General features: G+C 36.7%; 14 protein-coding genes. 5 read left to right on the top strand and 9 right to left on the bottom strand.

The window, feature by feature from the left end; all coding sequences use genetic code 11:
* Nucleotides 1–33: 33 nt before the first annotated feature.
* The 3 genes from F6K54_RS02060 to F6K54_RS02050 all read left to right on the top strand — a co-directional run bounded on the left by F6K54_RS02060 (nt 34) and on the right by F6K54_RS02050 (nt 4,136).
* Nucleotides 34–387 (top strand): DUF1257 domain-containing protein, encoded by a 354-nt coding sequence (locus F6K54_RS02060; RefSeq protein WP_202219736.1) that lies wholly within the window; start codon nt 34–36, stop codon nt 385–387.
* Nucleotides 388–954: 567 nt separating this feature from the next.
* Nucleotides 955–1,638: a Crp/Fnr family transcriptional regulator gene (locus F6K54_RS02055; RefSeq protein ID WP_293073781.1), complete on the top strand. Its 684-nt coding sequence runs from the start codon at nt 955–957 to the stop codon at nt 1,636–1,638.
* A gap of 698 nt (nt 1,639–2,336) precedes the next feature.
* Nucleotides 2,337–4,136 carry a M61 family metallopeptidase gene (locus F6K54_RS02050; RefSeq protein ID WP_293073778.1) on the top strand — a complete coding sequence of 600 codons (1,800 nt, stop codon included), beginning with the start codon at nt 2,337–2,339 and terminating at the stop codon, nt 4,134–4,136.
* Nucleotides 4,137–4,899: 763 nt separating this feature from the next.
* Here the strand turns inward: F6K54_RS02050 and F6K54_RS02045 are convergent.
* The 5 genes from F6K54_RS02045 to F6K54_RS02025 all read right to left on the bottom strand — a co-directional run bounded on the left by F6K54_RS02045 (nt 4,900) and on the right by F6K54_RS02025 (nt 9,351).
* Complete coding sequence (locus F6K54_RS02045; protein WP_293073775.1) at nt 4,900–6,048, bottom strand: acyl-CoA dehydrogenase family protein; 1,149 nt, start codon at nt 6,046–6,048, stop codon at nt 4,900–4,902.
* Between the two features lie 757 nt (nt 6,049–6,805).
* On the bottom strand, nt 6,806–6,937 hold the full coding sequence (locus F6K54_RS02040; RefSeq protein WP_293073772.1) for a hypothetical protein: 132 nt from the start codon (nt 6,935–6,937) through the stop codon (nt 6,806–6,808).
* Nucleotides 6,938–6,943: 6 nt separating this feature from the next.
* Nucleotides 6,944–7,075 (bottom strand): hypothetical protein, encoded by a 132-nt coding sequence (locus F6K54_RS02035; RefSeq protein ID WP_293073769.1) that lies wholly within the window; start codon nt 7,073–7,075, stop codon nt 6,944–6,946.
* A 6-nt stretch (nt 7,076–7,081) separates the two neighbouring features.
* Nucleotides 7,082–7,225 carry a hypothetical protein gene (locus F6K54_RS02030; RefSeq protein ID WP_293073766.1) on the bottom strand — a complete coding sequence of 48 codons (144 nt, stop codon included), beginning with the start codon at nt 7,223–7,225 and terminating at the stop codon, nt 7,082–7,084.
* Nucleotides 7,219–9,351 carry a DNA-binding protein gene (locus tag F6K54_RS02025; protein WP_293073763.1) on the bottom strand — a complete coding sequence of 711 codons (2,133 nt, stop codon included), beginning with the start codon at nt 9,349–9,351 and terminating at the stop codon, nt 7,219–7,221. Before F6K54_RS02025 ends, F6K54_RS02030 begins: the two co-directional genes overlap by 7 nt.
* 254 nt (nt 9,352–9,605) lie before the next feature.
* Between F6K54_RS02025 and F6K54_RS02020 the strand changes: the two genes are divergently transcribed.
* Together F6K54_RS02020 and F6K54_RS02015 are read left to right on the top strand one after the other, a co-directional pair.
* Complete coding sequence (locus tag F6K54_RS02020) at nt 9,606–10,544, top strand: hypothetical protein (protein WP_293073760.1); 939 nt, start codon at nt 9,606–9,608, stop codon at nt 10,542–10,544.
* 780 nt (nt 10,545–11,324) lie between these two features.
* Nucleotides 11,325–13,235 carry a transketolase C-terminal domain-containing protein gene (locus tag F6K54_RS02015; protein WP_293073757.1) on the top strand — a complete coding sequence of 637 codons (1,911 nt, stop codon included), beginning with the start codon at nt 11,325–11,327 and terminating at the stop codon, nt 13,233–13,235.
* Nucleotides 13,236–13,675: 440 nt separating this feature from the next.
* Here F6K54_RS02015 and F6K54_RS02010 read toward each other — a convergent pair whose 3' ends face one another.
* The 4 genes from F6K54_RS02010 to F6K54_RS01995 all read right to left on the bottom strand — a co-directional run bounded on the left by F6K54_RS02010 (nt 13,676) and on the right by F6K54_RS01995 (nt 18,838).
* Entirely contained in the window at nt 13,676–16,096 is a 2,421-nt protein-coding gene (locus F6K54_RS02010; RefSeq protein WP_293073754.1) for a hybrid sensor histidine kinase/response regulator, read from the bottom strand.
* 355 nt (nt 16,097–16,451) lie between these two features.
* Nucleotides 16,452–17,507 carry a sugar ABC transporter substrate-binding protein gene (locus tag F6K54_RS02005; protein WP_293073751.1) on the bottom strand — a complete coding sequence of 352 codons (1,056 nt, stop codon included), beginning with the start codon at nt 17,505–17,507 and terminating at the stop codon, nt 16,452–16,454.
* A complete protein-coding gene (locus F6K54_RS02000) occupies nt 17,494–17,622 on the bottom strand; it encodes a hypothetical protein (protein WP_293073748.1) in 129 nt (42 codons plus the stop codon). Before F6K54_RS02000 ends, F6K54_RS02005 begins: the two co-directional genes overlap by 14 nt.
* An 898-nt stretch (nt 17,623–18,520) precedes the next feature.
* Entirely contained in the window at nt 18,521–18,838 is a 318-nt protein-coding gene (locus F6K54_RS01995; protein WP_293073745.1) for a hypothetical protein, read from the bottom strand.
* Between the last annotated feature and the right edge of the window lie 582 nt (nt 18,839–19,420).

The raw sequence follows: 19,420 nt of genomic DNA, 5'->3' as shown, positions 1-19,420 counted from the left end.
CTGTTTTCAGTTTAAAATTAGGAGGAAACTCGAATGTCTCACTTCAGCACACTGCGTACCAAGATCACTGATTCTGAAATCTTAAAAGCTTCTCTACGTGACTTGGGCATCACAGTTAAAACTAACGCTGATGTTCGTGGCTATAATGGCCAACGTGTACGTTCAGATATCGTTGCTGTTCTCGAAGGTGAATATGATTTAGGTTGGTCTTCCAACAGTGATGGTTCTTTTGACCTCATTGCTGACCTCTGGGGTGTTGCGAAAAAGCACAATCAAACTGAGTTGATCAACTCCATCAATCAGAAGTATGCCGTTAACAAGACTTTAGCTGCTGTTAAGCAACGCGGTCTGCAAAACGCTAACGTCAAGTTGGTAGTGCAGAAGTAATTTATTTGCGCGTTCCCAAGTTTGCGGGTTAACCAAGACCGGGTTAGCCCGTTTTTTTAGTTATTTTTTTTGGAAGAAGGAAAAAGGAAGAAGGAAGAAGGAAGAAGGAAGAAGGAAAAATATTGCTTTGTCTGAGTTTTAAGCTTTTAAACTGTCCGCGTCCTTTTCTGCAACTTCTATATTACACTGCTTTTGCCGATCTCTGAACCACATCGTCACAACCAAAACCTTGTAGGGACATTTTGCTCCGCAACATATAATACCATTTCTCAAAAACTTTTCTACATTTTGTTGAGCAGGGGACCCACCCCTCGCCCCTCCCCCTCCCAAGAGGGACTGAATTGTTGATTCCTATTGACCACTATAATTTTCTTCTTACTTTTGACTTTTGACTTTTGACTTTTGACTTGTATTTTATGCTACGTTTTGTCGTGCGGAATGTAGGATTTAATCAAAATTACTAGAGATAATTAAGAATAAAAACATAATTTGGCTTAACTCAAAAACTCCAGTATTATAGCTGTAGAATTTAACAATACCTAGATACGATAAAGATCACTAACTTTCATGCAGACAGAAGCTTTCAGCGAGCTTTTTCCTCTGTTTAAGGGAGCAAACCCAGAAACCTTGGAATGGCTACTTTCAGTTGCAGTAAAACACGAATACCCCTCAAATAGAGTAGTCCTTATGGAAGATGCTTGGGGTAATGCAGTTTACTTCGTGGTATCCGGTTGGGTCAAAGTTAGACGCAGATTGTCCACTGACAACTCAGTGACACTGGCTATTCTAGGGAGAGGAGATTTTTTTGGAGAAATGGCTATTCTAGATGAGTCACCACGCTCAAATGATGTTGTTGCCTTATCACCAGTACGTTTGATTAGTATTTCAGCTCAAAGATTTATTCAAACTCTCTTCAAAGATCCTCAGCTACATCATCGAATGCTTCAACTTATGGTCAAACGTCTCAGGCAAACAAACATTCGTTATCAACTGCGTCATAGACCCCCTGCAATAAAACTAGCTAATACATTAGTTGAATTAGCAGAAAATTACGGTCAGACTACAGAAAAATCCTGTGAAATATTTAATATTCCTGACCAAGATTTAGCTGATGTTACAGATATAACAATCGAAGAAACTAGCAAAATCATGGAAAAACTACAGACTAAGGGGTGGATGAATAGAGATACAGAAAATCAGATAATTAACTTACTTAATCTCAAACATTTAATACATTTAGCAAGTCAATAGGTAAGCATTTCCTCCGGAATGCTGCGCAAACAGCGGTCAGCATTCAGCTATCAGCTATAATTCATTGGCTTTATAACAGGAATTAAGTAGAAAATGGTAAATTTTGGGCGCTATTTATCAAATTGTAAATTAGCTCAAAAGTTTATATCAAATGGCTTTACGAGTTTTTTTGTTAAATATAAAGTGTCTTTTTTTAGCTTGCTCTACTTAGTATTGAGAGATTTAAGCAGAATTCAAAGTATTGGAAAAAAACCTGTAAGCATTCAGCAGTCAGCAATCAGCAATCAGCTTTAGAATTAAAAGTATGAGCAATAGAATTGCCCATTACTTAACCTTAGCAGTAAGCGCGAGCCACATCTACATTTCTTTCCATATATGTTGAAAACGTAGTAAAGTTAAACGAGTACTTGCTTCATTTATTAAAAAGCTGAGAGCTGATAGCTAATAGCTGAATGCTTACAAAAACCTTGACCTTAGCAGTGTATATTCATTATTTATAAAACAGCTAAAAGCTAGCTGAATGTTTACCAATAGACTAGATAAATAATAATGTTTTAAGCATTCAAACTTTAATCAAAAAGCAAAAGAAAAATCTCTAGCTTTGCCTGAAAAATAATATTAATTAATCTGGGATGAATTAAGAGGAAATGTATATACTAAAATCACATGGAAATAGTTCATATCAAAAATAAATAACCATGACTGAAACTAGAACAGTATCTCTCAGTCCCACCATTAAAAAACCAGCAATTCAATATCAAGTATTTATGCCTCATCCAGAATCTCATCTGTTTGAGGTTAGTTTGTGTGTTCAACTTGAACAACTATCTCCTTCATTACAAAAAACTCAAAAACTGGATTTAAAGATGCCAGTATGGACACCAGGTTCTTACTTAGTTAGAGAATATGCTAAACATTTACAAGATTTTTGTGCTTATAGTGAAAATGAAAGTTCTTTACATTGGCAAAAGCTCAGTAAAAATCATTGGCAAATAGAAACTTCAGGAAGCTCTGAAGTAATAGTACAGTACAGGATATTTGCAAATGAATTAACAGTACGCACTAATCATTTAGATTCTACACATGGTTATTTTAATGGTGCAGCTTTGTTTTTTGATATTCCTGGAACTGAGAAAAATTCGATTTGGATAAAAATTATTCCACCTAAACCTGATTGGAAAGTAGCGACTTCTTTACCAGAAATTCCAGGTTCTGATAATACATTTGAGGCAGTAGATTTTGATACTTTAGTAGATAGCCCTTTTGAAATAGGTACTCATCAATTATATCAATTTGAAGTACAAGGAAAAGCACATCAGTTAGTTATTTGGGGGACAGGTAATGCGGAACCAGAAAAGTTAATTCCAGATATCAACAAAATTATTGATGTAGAAGCTAGGTTGTTTGGTGGTTTACCTTATGAAAAATATCTATTTTTATTGCATCTATCTGGACAGGGGTTTGGTGGGTTGGAGCATAAATTTAGCTGTACTTTAAATTATCCTAGATTCAGTTTTAGGAGTAAGGAAAAACGCGATCGCTTCATGCAATTAGTCGCCCATGAATTTTTTCACTTATGGAATGTTAAGCGAATTCGACCTCAAGCTCTAGAGGTATTTAACTATGAACAGGAAAACTATACTCCTTCTCTATGGTTTTGTGAGGGTACAACTAGCTATTATGACTTATTAATTCCTTTCAGAGCTGGAGTTTATGATGTTCAAACTTTCTTACAAGGATTAGGGAAAGAAATTACACTTCTACTAAAAACAATAGGACGAAAGGTACAACCCCTAAGTGAGTCTAGTTGGGATGCTTGGATTAAACTTTATCGTCGGGATGCTAATAGCAATAATTGCCAGATTTCCTATTATTTAAAAGGAGCGATGGTGTCTTTACTGCTCGATTTGTTAATTAGGGAAAAACACCAAAATCAATACTCTCTAGATGATGTAATGCGCAAAATGTGGGAGCAGTTTGGTAAACCAGAAATAGGCTTTACTCCCGAACAATTAAAAAGTGTAATTGAAGAAGTAGCAGAAGTAAATTTGGATGATTTCTTTGAGAGGTATATTGATGGTATAGATGAGTTACCTTTTGATGAGTATTTAAGACCTTTTGGATTAAGACTTAAGAGAGAAGAGAATAAATGGCCTGATTTAGGTATGAATGTCGTCACTAACAATGGCAAAGAAATAATTAAATTTGTCGAAGCCCAAGGGCCAGCACAGTTGGCGGGATTGGATGCGGGGGATGAGTTATTGGCAATAGATGGTTTTCGGGTAAGTGCTGATAAGTTGAGCGATCGCCTCAAAGATTATCAACCAGGAGATTTGATTGAAGTGACGGTTTTTCATCATGATCGACTTCTGACTCATAAGGTAACTTTAGCAACTCCTAGTCCTAGTAATTACCAAGTAGTACCATTGAGCAGTACCACACTCAAACAATTAAAAAATTTTGCAGGATGGTTAGGGGTGCCATTGGATTCAATTTAGGGAGTAGGGAGTAGGGAGTAGGGAATAGGGAGTAGGGAATAGGGAATAGGGAATAGGGAATAGGGAATAGGGAATAGGGAATAGGGAATAGGGAATAGGTAGGGACGTTGCATGCAACGTCCCTACAGATTAGTATGATTAGGGAAACAGGCGATCGCCAACCCAAGCAATAATTCCCCTGTCTAGAGTAACTTTGAAACGTTTTTCCTAGCAAAAAATGTTTAAGTAGGGTTTGCTGATTAAATCTAAAAGTCTTTACAGCCCACATTCCGCACTTCAAGAGCGTATCATTAAAAGTAGTATATAAATCCGTAGCTTTGTAGGTATTTATACTATACAAATCATCTCAATTACTTTTTTCGTCGATCAAATAATGAAGTAAAAAATTTACGCATAAATACTTACTCGATCATGTACTCGATCACGGCAGCTATGATTTTCTTCTCAAATTCTGTCTCCTGTCTCCTGTCTCCTGACTCCTCCTTCGGTTGCTACATTTTGTGGTGCGGAATGTGGGTTACAGATAAAGGTAAGTGCCTTTTTAAGTATCAAAAAGTGCGAAGTTTTAGGTGGTAATGGTTCAAAAAAGAGCGGACTTTTCTCAAGAGTTGGGCAGAAAAATCTAGGGACGATTCTTACTACTATCTCCTCTAAATTCCCTTTTCTCCTATCTCCTGTCTCCTGTCTCCTGTCTCCTACCCTCACTCATAAGACTTTTTCAGCAAACCCTAAGTACCATTAGGACTTGTGCTGATGGTGAACCTCAGACAGGGAAATTTTTTTCCCCCTGTTCCCTGTTCCCAGTTAAGTGTTCCCTGCTATAACATTTGAGAGTAGCTTCCATAATATCTGTAGTTTGACCTGAAACTGTGTATACTAAAGCCTCGCGATAAACTCGTTGCGCTTGATGATTTTTGTGATTAGCTGCACCACTAGAAACAGTAACAGCAGCAGCAGTACAACGCTGGGCTAAGTTAATAGCTGTTGCTCTGAGGTGGAGTTTTTCAGCAAAATCAGTATCCGGATTTTTATGAGCTTCTTCTATGGAATTTCGACATTTATCAACCTGAATTTGCAAGGAAGAAATTGCATCTGAAATAAAAGGAAGAAGTTTAGTTTTTGATACTTCTTTCATGATATCTATACTTGCTAAAGCACATCCTAAAGCAAAAGCACTAAAATATAGAACTTTTTGTCTATCGTTACTGTGAATCCAATTTACAGGTTTGATAGAAACTACCTGCTCATCAGGTAAAAACCAATTTTTTACTGTAGCACTAACAGTATTGGTTGAAGTCATAGCGCACAAAGGCATTATTTCTGAGAAAGTAATACTGCCATTTAATTGAGTGGTTTCAATCAAAGGAACTATGCCAAAAACTGCTCTGCCATCAGGTAATTTTGCTGCAATAATAAATTCCTGAAATATATCCCACCCAGTTATCCAAGGTACAATTCCTTCTATCTTGTATCCACCTGTAGTCGGGAAAGCTTTTACAGGTGGTTCTCCAGAACGTCTAAGTTGAGAAAAGCCTATTCCTAACAAGATTTTGCCGTGACTTAAATAAGGTAGATATTGTTGTTGTAATTGAGTGTTTTGACTTGATGCTAACATTGCTGCTGCACTTTGATGTTGAGTTTGCAGAAAAGCTAATGCACCAGAATATCTTGCTATGAGTAATTGATAGTTAAAAAAATCTTGTTGATTTAATTCTAACCCACCCCACTTTTGCGGAATTTTTAGTGCTAATAAACCCGGTCTTCCTAGAGTCATTAAAGCTGTTTTTAATGTTTCTTTATCGCTATCTATTTCATTAGCTAGAGGAGCTACGAATTTTTGTAAAAAATAACTTTCAATTTGCTCTATATTTGGGATAATTTCTGAGTTTTTCGGTGGGGGTGATATAGTCATAATACCAATTTGATAAATGTTTGCTACAAATAGATAGGGTATTTATTAGAATCCAGAATTCAGAATCCAGAATTCGTATGGGGATATATTTAATACCATTTTTGATGTTTTAAATTATCTTTTTCGTCAAATAGACTTTATTTGAAAGTTTATTTATGATTTTTATTATTCGTAACATTCTTTTTTCAAAATGGTATAAACAAATTATAGCGCGTAGCGCTAGGGAATAGGGAAAAGGGAACAGGGACTAGCAAACTGTAAAAGGGTTTTAGGATTGAAAAATGTCCGCGCCCAATTCTTGTAGTGCTATATCAGTAAATTTTTATTTATTATATCTTGAAAAAAGCAGAAGGCAGAAGGTCTAATATCAAATCCGGTTAAACAGCCATAGAATGGTTAAGTCTTTAGAATTCAGCAATTCTGCAATTCAGAATTCAGAATTCAGGAGAAGAAAGATAAGACAAGATGAGCGTAGTTATGATAATCGGATAATTTTTTTATGTCCAATTAAGCGGATTTGATATAATATCATATCCGTTTAATTAGGGCTTGCTGAATAAAGCTAAAAGTCAGGATAGTTAAAGCTATTGAACTTTTTATATTCAATTTATCTCCTAGTTATTGGCTCTTATTGGCATCAATTTACTGAAATTTTCTGCTGAAATTCAAGAAAATTTATTAACATAAAATGGCCGAAATCATTGCCTGTTCACCCATCTCCGCGTCTCCGTGTCCTACCCCCACCACCCATATTTTTTTACCACTTTCTCACATCTCCGCGTCTCCGCGTCTCCGTGTCTCCGTGTCCTACCCCCACCACCCATATTTTTTTACCACTTTCCCACATCTCCGCGTCTCCGCGTCTCCGTGTCCTACCCCCACCACCCATATTTTTTTACCACTTTCTCACATCTCCGCGTCTCCGCGTCTCCGTGTCTCCGTGTCCTACCCCCACCACCCATATTTTTTTACCACTTTCCCACATCTCCGCGTCTCCGTGTCTCCGTGTCCTACCCCCACCACCCATATTTTTTTACCACTTTCCCACATCTCCGCGTCCCCGTGTCTCCGCGTCTCCGTGTCCTACCCCCACCACCCATATTTTTTTACCACTTTCCCGCGTCTCCGCGTCTCCGTGTCCTACCCCCACCACCCATATTTTTTCACCACTTACCACTTTCCCATACCTCCCCAAGTTGCCCCAGAAAAACAGCCAGCAATTGCACCCAAACCAGCCCCAAAAATTGTTGAAAGTATAACAGTAAAATCTTGATCAATTCGCATAAGTCTAACTAAATCTATAGACCAAAGTTGCGGTAAAATACTACCCAAAATTACCCCAATAATTACTCCCAAAAAACATCCCCAAGTTCCACCTAAAAAAGCACCTCTGAACCCTGATAATTTCTTTGGTAAAGGTAAAGTTGGCGCACCTAAAATTGGTCCTAAAAAAGCACCACCTATAATCCCACAGATTGCACCTACACCTATTGCTGGAATCATACTACTTAGAAATATTGATACTAATTCCTGCCAAGTATTACTATTCTCATTCATACTTTCCTGAAATACAAAAACACCAGCTAAAATTGCCCCAATAACTGTTCCCAAAAAAGCACCCCAAATCGCACCTAAAAATAAACCACGTCTTCCCCAAACTCGTCCAGGCCCAGGCAATGTTAAAGGTGGTTTAAAAGCACTCCAAAAAACACCCCAAATAGTACCTAAAAATCCTCCAAATAAAACTGCTTGCCCAAATGACTCCATACGATTGCCAATTCCATATACACTACCACTAATAGCAACTGCAATAAACCCTCCCCAAAATGCTCCAGTTAAACCTAAACTACCACCAGACATTCCCACAGGAATAATATATTGCCAAGCTAATGCAAAAAAACTGCCCCATAACATTCCCACGATCGTACCACCAAAAACTGCAAGGCTACCTTTAATTATTCCTAACACTATACCTGCTACTGCTGCTGCACACAATACTCCCCAAAGGCTACCCCACATAGCATCTTGAGCAATACCAGTAATACCATTTCCACCACCTGGTAGAGGAATTATTGGTAATGATGGCGGTTTAGTTTTAGTCAGAATAGGTGTTAATAAAGGTTGATATTGACCCATTTTTCTGTTAATAATAATGGGTTTTGGCGGTGCTAATTTTTTGGGAGTAGTAGTTTTCTGCGGCCCCAACGAAAATAATTTTTGTTGCTTCGTTTGAGCTGGTTGCAGATGTTTCTTATTTCGCACTGCTTCCTCTGAGGGAAAGGGATCGCGCCCTTTTAATTTTTTTGTGCGATCGCACCACGGGCAAGATTTTAAATGATTACCATATCTATGCTGATGATTTTTCTTACAAACCATCAAGTTCTTTTCTGCTTCTCGTAGCGCCTGCCACCAAATTTTAGTATCTGGGCGCTTTTTAGGATGTTCATGCCCTTTTTCAAAACAATCAATAAACAATTCTTGTATGCTGGGATGCAAAATCTTAAAATCTGGTGCAAGTGGCGTTGGGCGATAGGGAACTCGCTTTTTACCGTAGGGAAAATGACCTGCTTTAATTCGAGCTTCAAGACTGGGTGGTTCACCTCTACCTTGATAAACTCCAGCAAACGGATGAGTTCCCTCCATCAAAATCTGAAATATTAACACCGCCACCCCAAATAAATCATGTTCTGGTAGGCGATCGACTTCTCGAAAACTTTGACCTTGTAATTCTGGGGGTGTAAATTCTAGTTTTCCTACTGGACAACGATAAACTTCTTTGGTGTAGGGATCGCGAACTTGAAATGAGTCTGTATCCACTAAAGTCACTATAGAAGTATTTTTTACCAAAATATTTGACTCATTGATATCGCCTATAGCATAATCTCTCTTGTGTAAAGCATGAACTGCTGTTACTAAATTACGAGCTGTGCAGTGAAGATAACGATAGTTGAAGTGGGGTTTTTGTTCTCTACGGTTTCTAGGATTATAGAATATATGTATCGGTTCAGCTTCAAAAACACGGGGCATTAGAAAACCGATAATTTTCTGTTTACTATTGGGAGTGTGTAGTAAATCTACAGGCCATGCGATCGCTGAATGTCCGGCTGCCATCGGTGCGTCTGGTGGATGAGAAAACATCACAGTCAGTTTATCAGCATCTTCATCTGTGGGTTTATGGTAAATCTTGGCCACTAACGAAGGATCTTGTAGTACAGGATAGATACGGCCTTCCCCACCGCCACCGATCGAGTTTTGGGTGTCTAATGTGATGAGTTGTCCACTGAACTGACGTTGCAACTGCATGGATGAGGTTTAAGAATTTAGAATTTAGAATTTAGAATTTAGAATTACCTCTTCTTATTAAATAAGAGGATTGGATCAAAGAATTTTTTTTCTCCATGAATGGAGAGGCTTTATACCTGAATTTTTCGGTAAATTTCCTAAGAGAATTTTTTTGTCTACAGTCACAGTATAGCTTGAAACTTTCAACTTTTTTTCATAAATTTTGTATTTATGCCTGATTAACAAATATAGATTTTTCTAGAGAGATAGTTGTTATGAAAAGTCCAATTGAGATAGTCGCTAAAGCTGCAGTAAAAGTCAAGCTTGCTTGTATGTCTGCTGCTGTTGCCACATTAATGTTTTGTCCTGCTGCCTTAGCTCAGGTGGAAGTAACGGTGGAAAATATTATAGATGTTAGGGATAATGCTATGACTGATAATAATAGTGGACTAGCAATTGACCTGAAGTTTCTTGGAGATATGCTAGTAGATGCTAAGGCAATGCGCGTCAATGTTGATCGAGCTATAGATGAAACTGGGAAAAGTATTGTTAACAATGAATCAGAAGAATCAGAAAGTGAGTTTGAAGAAATCTCTTTTCCAGGGCACAACTTTACTAGAGTTAACTTAACATTGAAAAGCCCTACTAGGCAAGCTGCAACAATCAAAGAGATTTCAGGTACTCTGGAAATGTTTATTCCCGATCAAAATTCAAAATCAACGGTAACAGTGAAAAATTTCCAGGAAAAGACTGGTGTGCCAATTTCCAGTTCAGTTCTCAAGTATTCAGACATTGAGGTTTTGATTCAAAAACCAGAGGATGTAAATCAAGACCAATGTCCAGTCGATCAGCAGGCTACTCAGCAAGAAGAAGACTCTGTGTTTGCTAGTTCTTTGACCAGTTTTTTTTCAGAGATTCAGTGTGGGATATATGCTTCTACGTTTGCTTCTATCCAACAAGACAAGAGCGTAATCATTTTGATTAGGGATGCAGACTCAAAGCTGAAAGGTATTGAATTTGAATCTGAAAGTGGTGAAGTTATTTTACCAGCAGGTTCCTTTGCTATTAATGATAGTGAGGAAGAAGTTCGAGTTTATGGCTTTAAGGAAAAACTACCTTCCAAAGCGCAACTCAATTTGTACGTTTTTACATCTGAATCATCTGAATCAGTAGTGAAAGTTCCATTTAAAGTGGTTGATATACCACTACCCTAAGACATTCTCAGCAAATATAAACCTTATTTTGAAATGCTCCGTAGGGAAGTGTCATAATTTCCTTAATTTATCAAAATAATTGGAGGGAGCAAGATGCTCCCACTGATTTTGTCCTTGACCAAAATAATGACAATAGACCACCATTACAATGCACCACCACCTTGATTTTTAGGATACCGACTAAGACCCAAAACAAAATAATATCCAATATCAGGTTCAAGTAATTAGGGTTTGTTGATTAAATCTCAAAGAATTACCAGATAGAGGTTTGAGCCTTTTTATGTATTAAAAAAGTACATGGTTTTCAGCTCTTCATGCTCAAAAATGAGCGCACTTTTAGCAGGAGTTGGGCAAAAAAATTCTCCCCTACTCCCCTACTCCCCCGCTCCCCTACTCCTTAAAAAAGACTTTTTCAGCAAGCCCTAATTAGCGATCGCACCGTAAGTTTAGTTTTGCTCCGCCACCTGTTGGCAGAGCATTTCGTTTGCGTAGCATTCCAAAGGAAAAGAAAAAGTGCGATTCACAACTCAACAATTAAAGATGCGTTTGTTGGGTTTCCTTTGTCAACCCAACCTACAAACTAAATTTTTTATACAGTAGATTTTAAAGTCTTAAGCATCCTTAGTCAAAAAAATAAAATAATTATTAAAAAATTCACCAACTATGGTAGGCTTTCTTTAACTCTTTGCCCATAAACATTTTATCCCTCATCACAGGTATGAAATAAATCATGGACACAGATACATAAACCATAGATAGATATTATCACTCTTATTAAGCATGACAATTACTACAGCACCATTTCCAATTGACATAGGAAGCTATAAACCACTTTCTCTCGACCCCACAAACCCAACTCTCACAGACGAACAACGCGAAACACTCAAAGCAAATATTCAACTTTGCCGTGATACAATAATCTTCTTCACCGCCACTGGTGCTGCTAGAGGAGTAGGAGGTCATACAGGTGGCCCTTATGACACAGTACCCGAAGTTATGATTTTAGATGCCTTTTTCCGAGGTGCGGCAGAAAAGTTTGTACCTATTTTCTTTGATGAAGCTGGACACCGTGTAGCTACTCAATACTTAATGGCAGCTATCGCAGGAGAACTTCCTGTGGAACGCCTGGTAAATTATCGGGCAGCAAATTCTCATTTACCAGGACACCCAGAACTTGGATTTACTCCTGGAGTAAAATTCAGTTCCGGTAGATTAGGTCATATGTGGCCTTATATCAACGGTGTGGCAATGGCAAATCCTGAGAAATTAGTCTTTTGCTTAGGTTCCGATGGTTCCCAACAAGAGGGTAACGATGCTGAAGCAGCAAGAATGGCAGTAGCACAAAATCTCAATGTTAAATTGATAATTGATGATAATGATGTTACTATTGCAGGTCATCCTTCTGATTATTTAAAAGGTTACGACCTCAACAAAACCTTGACAGGTCATGGCTTAACAGTACTCGAAGGAGATGGGGAAGATTTAGATAGTCTGTATCAACGAATATGTCAAGCAGCTACAACCGAAGGTCCGATCGCTATTATTAATAAGCGGAAAATGAGTGTGGGTATTGAAGGTTTAGAAGGTTCTACCCACGGACATGATGTGATTCCTCTAAAATTAGCGATCGAATATCTAGATGCAAAAGGCAGAACTGAAGCAGTTAATTATCTTAAAGATATTGAAAAACCAAAGCAAAGTTACACATTCATGGGTGTAAGTGACAAAATGGGTTCCAACCGTAATGTCTTTGGTGAAAGTGTGGTATCTGTCCTCAAAGGTATGAGTGAAGAGGAACGCAAAAATCATTTATTTGTTGACAGTGACTTAGAAGGTTCTTGCGGTTTCAAACAAATTCATGATGCTTTTCCAGAGCGGTTTATTAGTGGTGGCATCATGGAACGCGGCAATTTTTCTGCTGCTGCGGGGTTTGGTATGGAAGCAGGGAAGCAAGGTATTTTTGCCACATTCAGTGCTTTCTTAGAAATGTGTATTTCTGAAATTACAATGGCGCGGTTGAACAACTCGAACGTTTTGTGTCACTTCTCCCACGCTGGTATAGATGACATGGCAGACAATACTTGTCACTTTGGCATCAATAATATGTTTGCTGATAACGGCCTTGATGATGGTTATGAAACTCGCTTATATTTCCCTGCTGATGCTAACCAAATGAAAGCTTGTGTGGAAGCAGTATTTACTCAAACTGGAATGCGGTTTATATTTTCTACCCGCTCTAAAGTACCAATTCTGTTAGATAGCAATGGTAATGAGTTCTTTGGTGAAGGTTATAAGTTTACTCCTGGCAAAGATGAAGTCATCCGGGAAGGTACAGCAGGTTATATTGTCAGTTTTGGTGATGCGTTGTACCGCTCCCTTGATGCAGTGGAACGTCTGAAGCAGGAAGGAATAGATGTTGGTTTGATTAATAAACCGACTCTCAATGTTATTGACGAAGATATGTTGCAGAAAGTTGGTACTGCTCCTTTTGTATTGGTTGTTGAAGCGTTCAACCGTCGTACAGGTTTGGGTAGCCGTTTCGGTTCTTGGTTACTGGAACGTGGTTTGACTCCTAAGTTTGGTTATCTAGCTACTCACCAAGAAGGTTGTGGTGGTTTATGGGAACAGTTCCCTCATCAAGGGATCGATCCTGAAGGTATTATGAGTAAGGTTAAAGAATTAGCTAGCTAATTTTCTTGAATTAGGCGTTGCATAAATGCGCTTGGAATTTTAATAGTTTTGTAAGTTTTGTGAGTTTTGTGGAATGGGCATCTTGCCCGTTCCTGGCTCCTGATATCATGTCCGGTTGAATAATTAGACTTTGGTGTACAGAAGGCAGGAGGCAGGAGGCAGGAGGCAGAAGGTTTTCTTTCATTGTCACCTTAATTTTATACACGCTCCGATGCTACCGGACATGATATGACTCCTGACTCCTGACTCCTTCTTCAAGGCAGGCAAGATGCCTGCTTCCACTTATATCATGTTCGGATAATCACTTATAAAAAAACTTTATCCCTTTTAACCCTTTCTTCCCTTCTGCCTTCCCCTCCTGGGAGGGGGAGGGGCGAGGGGTGGGTTGCCTTCTGCCTTCCTTCCTCCAAAGTGTAAGTATTCAACCGAACATGATATTACTACTTATATTCATCCCGCCCCTCAGCAATGGCTCTTTTTTCCCTCCTGACTCCTGACTCCTGACTCCTGACTCCTTCTTCAAAGAATTTTTCTAGAGTTGCAACGAGCTCATGCAGTTGTACAGGTTTACTTAGATAGTCATTCATACCTGCTTTGAGACAGTTTTCTCGGTCTTCTTTCATTGCATTTGCTGTCATAGCAATAATCCAAGGTTGGCAAGTAGATTCAGTATTTTTAAACTGTTGACGGATATGATGAGTCGCTTCTATCCCATCCATTTCAGGCATTTGTATATCCATAAAGATGATGTCGTAGAATTGGTTTTTGACTGCTTCTACTGCTGCTAAACCGTTTTTTACTACTTCTATAGTATACCCTAAACGATGCAACATCTTCTTCGCAATAATTTGGTTTACAGGATTATCTTCTGCTAAGAGAATGCGTAAAATAGATTGTTTTATAGCCTGGGAATTATTAGATTTTTGAGAAGTAATTAATGATGAATTTGAGTTTACTTGTTGCGGTAATTCTGTAGCTATAGGCAAGTCTAAATCTACCCAGAAAATACTACCAATTCCTGGTTTGCTGGTTACTTTTAATGAACCTCCCATTGTCTCTACTATTTTATTGCTAATTGCTAGTCCTAATCCTGTTCCTTCAACTTTATTTCGATTACTTCCTACTTGTTCAAATGGTAGGAAAATTTTTTCTAAATCATTGGGATGAATACCTTTACCTGTGTCTTCTACTTGAAAACGAATTTTTTGTTGTTTTTCTGATTTTGAATCATTTTCTTCCATAGAAACTACTTTAAAATTAACCCCTCCTCTAACAGTAAATTTAATTGCATTTCCTAATAAGTTAATTAGTACCTGTCTTAATCTTTTTTCATCTGCTATAACTCTAGAAGGTAATTCGTTAGTAACTTGATAGTTCAAATAAATTTTCTTTTCTTGGGCACGAATCCTAAATATTTCAACTATTCCATGCAGAAATTTGGGGAAATCTAACTCTTCTGGTAAAAATTCTAGTTTGCCAGCTTCTATTTTAGATATGTCGAGAATGTCACTAATGAGTGTAAGTAAATGAGAACCAGATTGATAAATAATTTCAACTTCTTGTTGTTCTTGAGATGTAAAATTTGGTGAATTTTGCAGAAGTTGGGCTATACCTAATATTCCATTTAAAGGAGTCCGTAATTCATGGCTCATATTTGCTAAAAATTCACTTTTTGCTTTATTAGCAGTATCGGCAGCTACTTTGGCTTCCATTAATTCAGCAGTACGTTCTTTGACTCTAATTTCTAATGCTTCAAAAGAATTTTGTAACTGTTCGGCCATTTTATTAAAAGATTGGGCTAAAACTCCTAGTTCGTCATTATGTTTAACTTTTATTCTATGGTTTAATGCTCCGTTTGCCATAGTAGTTACGGCTTGGTGTATAAAGCGTAATGGTAATACGATTCTATGTCGAGTAAAAGAAACTATGTTATAGACAATTAAAACTATAGATAGCAGAGTCAGCAATAAAAATATTACTGGTACTAGGAATGGTTTAAGAGCTTCTTTTATTGGTTCTTCAACAATAACTAACCAAGGTACTTTTGCTAAATTTTGACTATTAGAAAATACCCAATTTTTATCAATTGCTTGATATATATTTACTTGTGGTTGATATTTGCTGCTGTTCCCACCAGATAATGCTTGAAGATTCGTTGTTTTTTGAATAAAATTTTGATTTTGATGAACAATGACTAAGCCTTCATTGTTTACTATATATACACAACCGTTGTTTCCTACTTTAATTTCAATTGTTTTATCCCATAATTCTGTCAAGTCAACTCTCGCCACTAATGAACTTTGAGAAATGCCAATATCATTAGTAACAGCAACTGCTACTTCTAAATATGGTTGTTGATTTTCAAATTTGACGTTACTAATATATAAAGATTCAACTCGGCCACGATCCGATAACCAAGGTTGTTGACTTATTTGCTTTTGTTTTAGACGATTAAATCTACTATTTTGTACTAAAACTTTCCCGTCCATATCTACAACTACTAAATCTAAAAAAGAGCGATTTCTGTCTCGCATCTGATTCATTATCAAGTTAATTTTATTAACATTATTAGTTGTTGATAAAGCAGCACTTGTTGCTATCATATCGCTTTCTAGTGCTAAAAAAAATTGGTTAAAACTTGTAGCTGCTTCTACTTTTGCATGGTTAATTTTTTGATGAGCTTGTTGTATAGTCACTAACAAACTTAACAAAGTTGTAGCTGTAATACCGAGAATAGCAATTAAGCTAAGTATAATAACTCTAAATGTTACTTGTTTTCTCAAGGATATTGGTTGTTTTTCTAATTCCTGAGTTTTTGAATTAGGATAAAAAAAATTTGTATAAATATTATTTATATTCATGGCTTTGGTAATTAAATTTATTGACTATTATTTTTTTCTTTTGGGTTTAATACCCCACCGTCAAGGGGGGTACTTAAAATTGTTTGGAGTTTTAATCCCCATACAATTATACCAATTCCCAAAAGTATTGCTATACTTGGGCAGTACTTCAGTTATCAACTAATCAGCACAATCAAAATCACTTTGCATGCTAATTTTAGCTTGCGTTAATGTTAATTATTCTTATGTTTGTTTCTCCCCCACTCCCCCACTCCCCTACTCCCCTGCTCAACAAAATGTAGAAAAGTTTTTGAGAAATGGTATTAGACCTTCTGCCTTCTGCCTTCTTCCTTCTTCCTTCTTCCTTCTTCCTTCTTCAATCAAAATTTTCTGAAGTTATGACTTCAGTATTTGGTAGAAGGATAACATTGGGGAAAGTTTCTCCATTTTCTAAATGGCGAATCATTAATTGAATTGCCAATCGTGCTTGTTGTTTTGGTACTTGATTAATTGTAGCTGTAATTTTACCTTGTTTAATTGCTTGTAAACCATTTTCTAGACCATCAAATCCTGTAATAATTATTGGTGGATATTGAGTATTTTCTACTGCTTGACTAGCGCCTAAAGCCATACTATCATTTGCTGCTATAATTGCATCAATATTTTCAAACTTTTTGAAAAAGTTTGTGGCAATTTCTTGTGCTTTTGATTGCTCCCAATTAGCAGATTCAATAGCAATTACTTTCATATCCCCTGTTTTTAAACCAGCCATAAAACCCCGGCGGCGCTGAATAGCATTATCGTGATTAGGCGCACCATCTAAAATAGCTACTGTACCTTTTCCCCCTAAATTTTTAACCACCCACTCACCCATTGATTTTCCCCCAGAAAAATTATCAAATCCAACAAAAGTTAGTATTTGATCGCTATTAAGTGGAGTATCCATAGCAATAACTGGTATACCAGAATTAATAGCTTTTTCGACCGCAGGAACTAATCGAATTGAATCAGATGAACCGATGATAATTCCATCTATTTCTTCTGTTTTAATTAAATTTGCTACTAGAATAATTTGATCTTCAACAAATTCTGATGTTTGAGGTTTTTCGGAATTAATTATAGTTATATCTATATTGAAATTTTGTGCAGCCTTTTCAGCACCTTCTTTGACATCTTTCCAATAAGGTTCCTCTGGAATTGTTTTGAGGATGTAGGCTATTTTCCAAGGTTTAGTAGCTTTGATTTCTGTTTGAAAAATTTCGTCTGATACTTGATTAACTGGAGAAGATAACTGTTTTTCAGAGGAAGTTGATTCTGGTTCTTCTGAAATTTTTACTTGGTTATTACAACCGAAATTTAATATACATAATGTGCATATTATTATAGTTGATAGAAATAAATAGCAGGAATCATATAGATTATTTGGCTTCATGTTGGTTATTTAATTTTCGAGTTTGTTTGATGATAATTGTAGTAGCAAACTTTGATATCTCTTCCAGAGTAGTTATGACAAAATCAGAAACAATTCCCTTGATCGAGATATGCATTGCATTATTGACAAGATTATAGAAATGCAGCTTCAATAAAAATCATCCTTGGGGGGTGACACCACCTAACTTAGATAAAAATTTGAGACATTATTATCTAATAAGTTACCATAGTTATTCTAGAATATATACTTTGATTAAGAAAGGAAGAAGTAATATCAAATCCGCCTTAGTGAGAGGGTGTTTTCTAAAGTTACAACTGTTGCTAAATAAGGGATTGGCCGATAGGAAAAACCTGCTTTTATACCTGGATTTGGTATAAGAAGGAAGAAGGGATCAGGAAGAAGGGATAAGGGATAAGGGATAAGGGATCAGGAAGAAGGGATAAGGGAGAATAAAAAAAGGAAAATAATAATAGATATAAATAACAAATAGGATTGAATAAGTTCCTTCTAGGTATAAATTTCTAAGTTCTTTATTTGTGGAATTATTTTTTGTGGAGTTATATTGAATAACTTCTATTACTAATACCAAGTGTGGAAAAAGAATGTCACGAATAATTAGGGTTTGCTGAAAAAGTCTTTTTAAGGAGTAGGGTACCCACCCCTAACCCCTCCCAGGAGGGGAAAAGGGGAGTAGGGGAGTAGGGGAGAATTTTTTTGCCCAACTATGCGCTAAAAATGCTAACTTTTTGACCATTAAGAGCTGAAAACCATATACTTTTTCAATACCTAAAAAGGCTAAAACCTTTATCTGGCAATTATTTAATATTTAATCAGCAAACCCTAATTAGGGTTTGCGTATGGAAAGTTTTTTGGTAAGGGTAGGAGTCATAATTTCCGTTTGTTATGCTCCGCAAACAGAATTCAGAATTCAGGAGAAATGGAAATTATAGAGGAGGTAATCAGAAAAATTGTAAGAGTGATTTTTCTGCCATAATCGTCTGAAAATACTAGCTTTATGCAGCTCTTGCCGCCAAAAAGCTGATACTTTTTGAGACAAAAAAAATGCTACAACCTTTATCTGTAAATACTTTGATATTTAATCCGCAAGCTCTAATTAGGGTTTGCGTATGGAAAGTTTTTTGGTAAGGGTAGGAGCCAGAATCCAGAATCCAGAATTCAGGAGAAATGGGAATTATAGAAGAAGTAGTCAGAAGAATCGTCCCAAGATTGTTCTGCCATAATCGTCCCAAAATACTAGCATTCATGAACTTTTTAGACCGAAAAGTTTGCACTTTTTTCGACAAAAAAAGGCTGAAACCAATATCAGTCAATGCTTTAATATTTAATCAGCAAGCTCTAATTAGGGCGGTTAAAAGACTTTACCGAATAATTAAGGTTCAAAGGGACTTCAGTTAAGGAAAAAAAGCTGTCATTTTTTGCTTAAAAGTTAGCGCATTAACTCACACCGCACGTCAATTTGTAAGATTAAAAGTAGTATACAGTTTCTATTATTGGTAAATATTTATACTGTATAAATTACTGCTCAAAAGTTAAATTCTCAGGAAAACATTAAGCATAAATACTTACTGAATTATTAACTCCTATTGACCACTATAATTTTCTTCTTACACTAAAAAAGTTAGTGAAAGCTGTTTAAGTTATCAAAAAAAATGTACTTTGTTAATACACTTTTTCTCTGACAAAAACCTTTTAAAGACTTGAACATAACTTGTCTATTTTGTCAATTTTTATGTTAAGAAAAATCTTTATAAAGCATAACCTTTTAAGGGGATAAAAAGCGGTCGAGAGATGGCATTGATACTAGCAATCAACTCCTGAAACTATAGGTTCTGGCTGTAATAATCCTGTTAACATTTCCTCTGGCCGCTTACCATGAGGCCAAGCAAAAGAGA

Source organism: Okeania sp. SIO3B5, from assembly GCF_010692555.1.
Taxonomy (GTDB): domain Bacteria; phylum Cyanobacteriota; class Cyanobacteriia; order Cyanobacteriales; family Microcoleaceae; genus Okeania.
The sequence above is the reverse complement of the archived record's forward strand: the minus strand, read 5'-3'. Positions and strand labels throughout refer to the sequence as shown.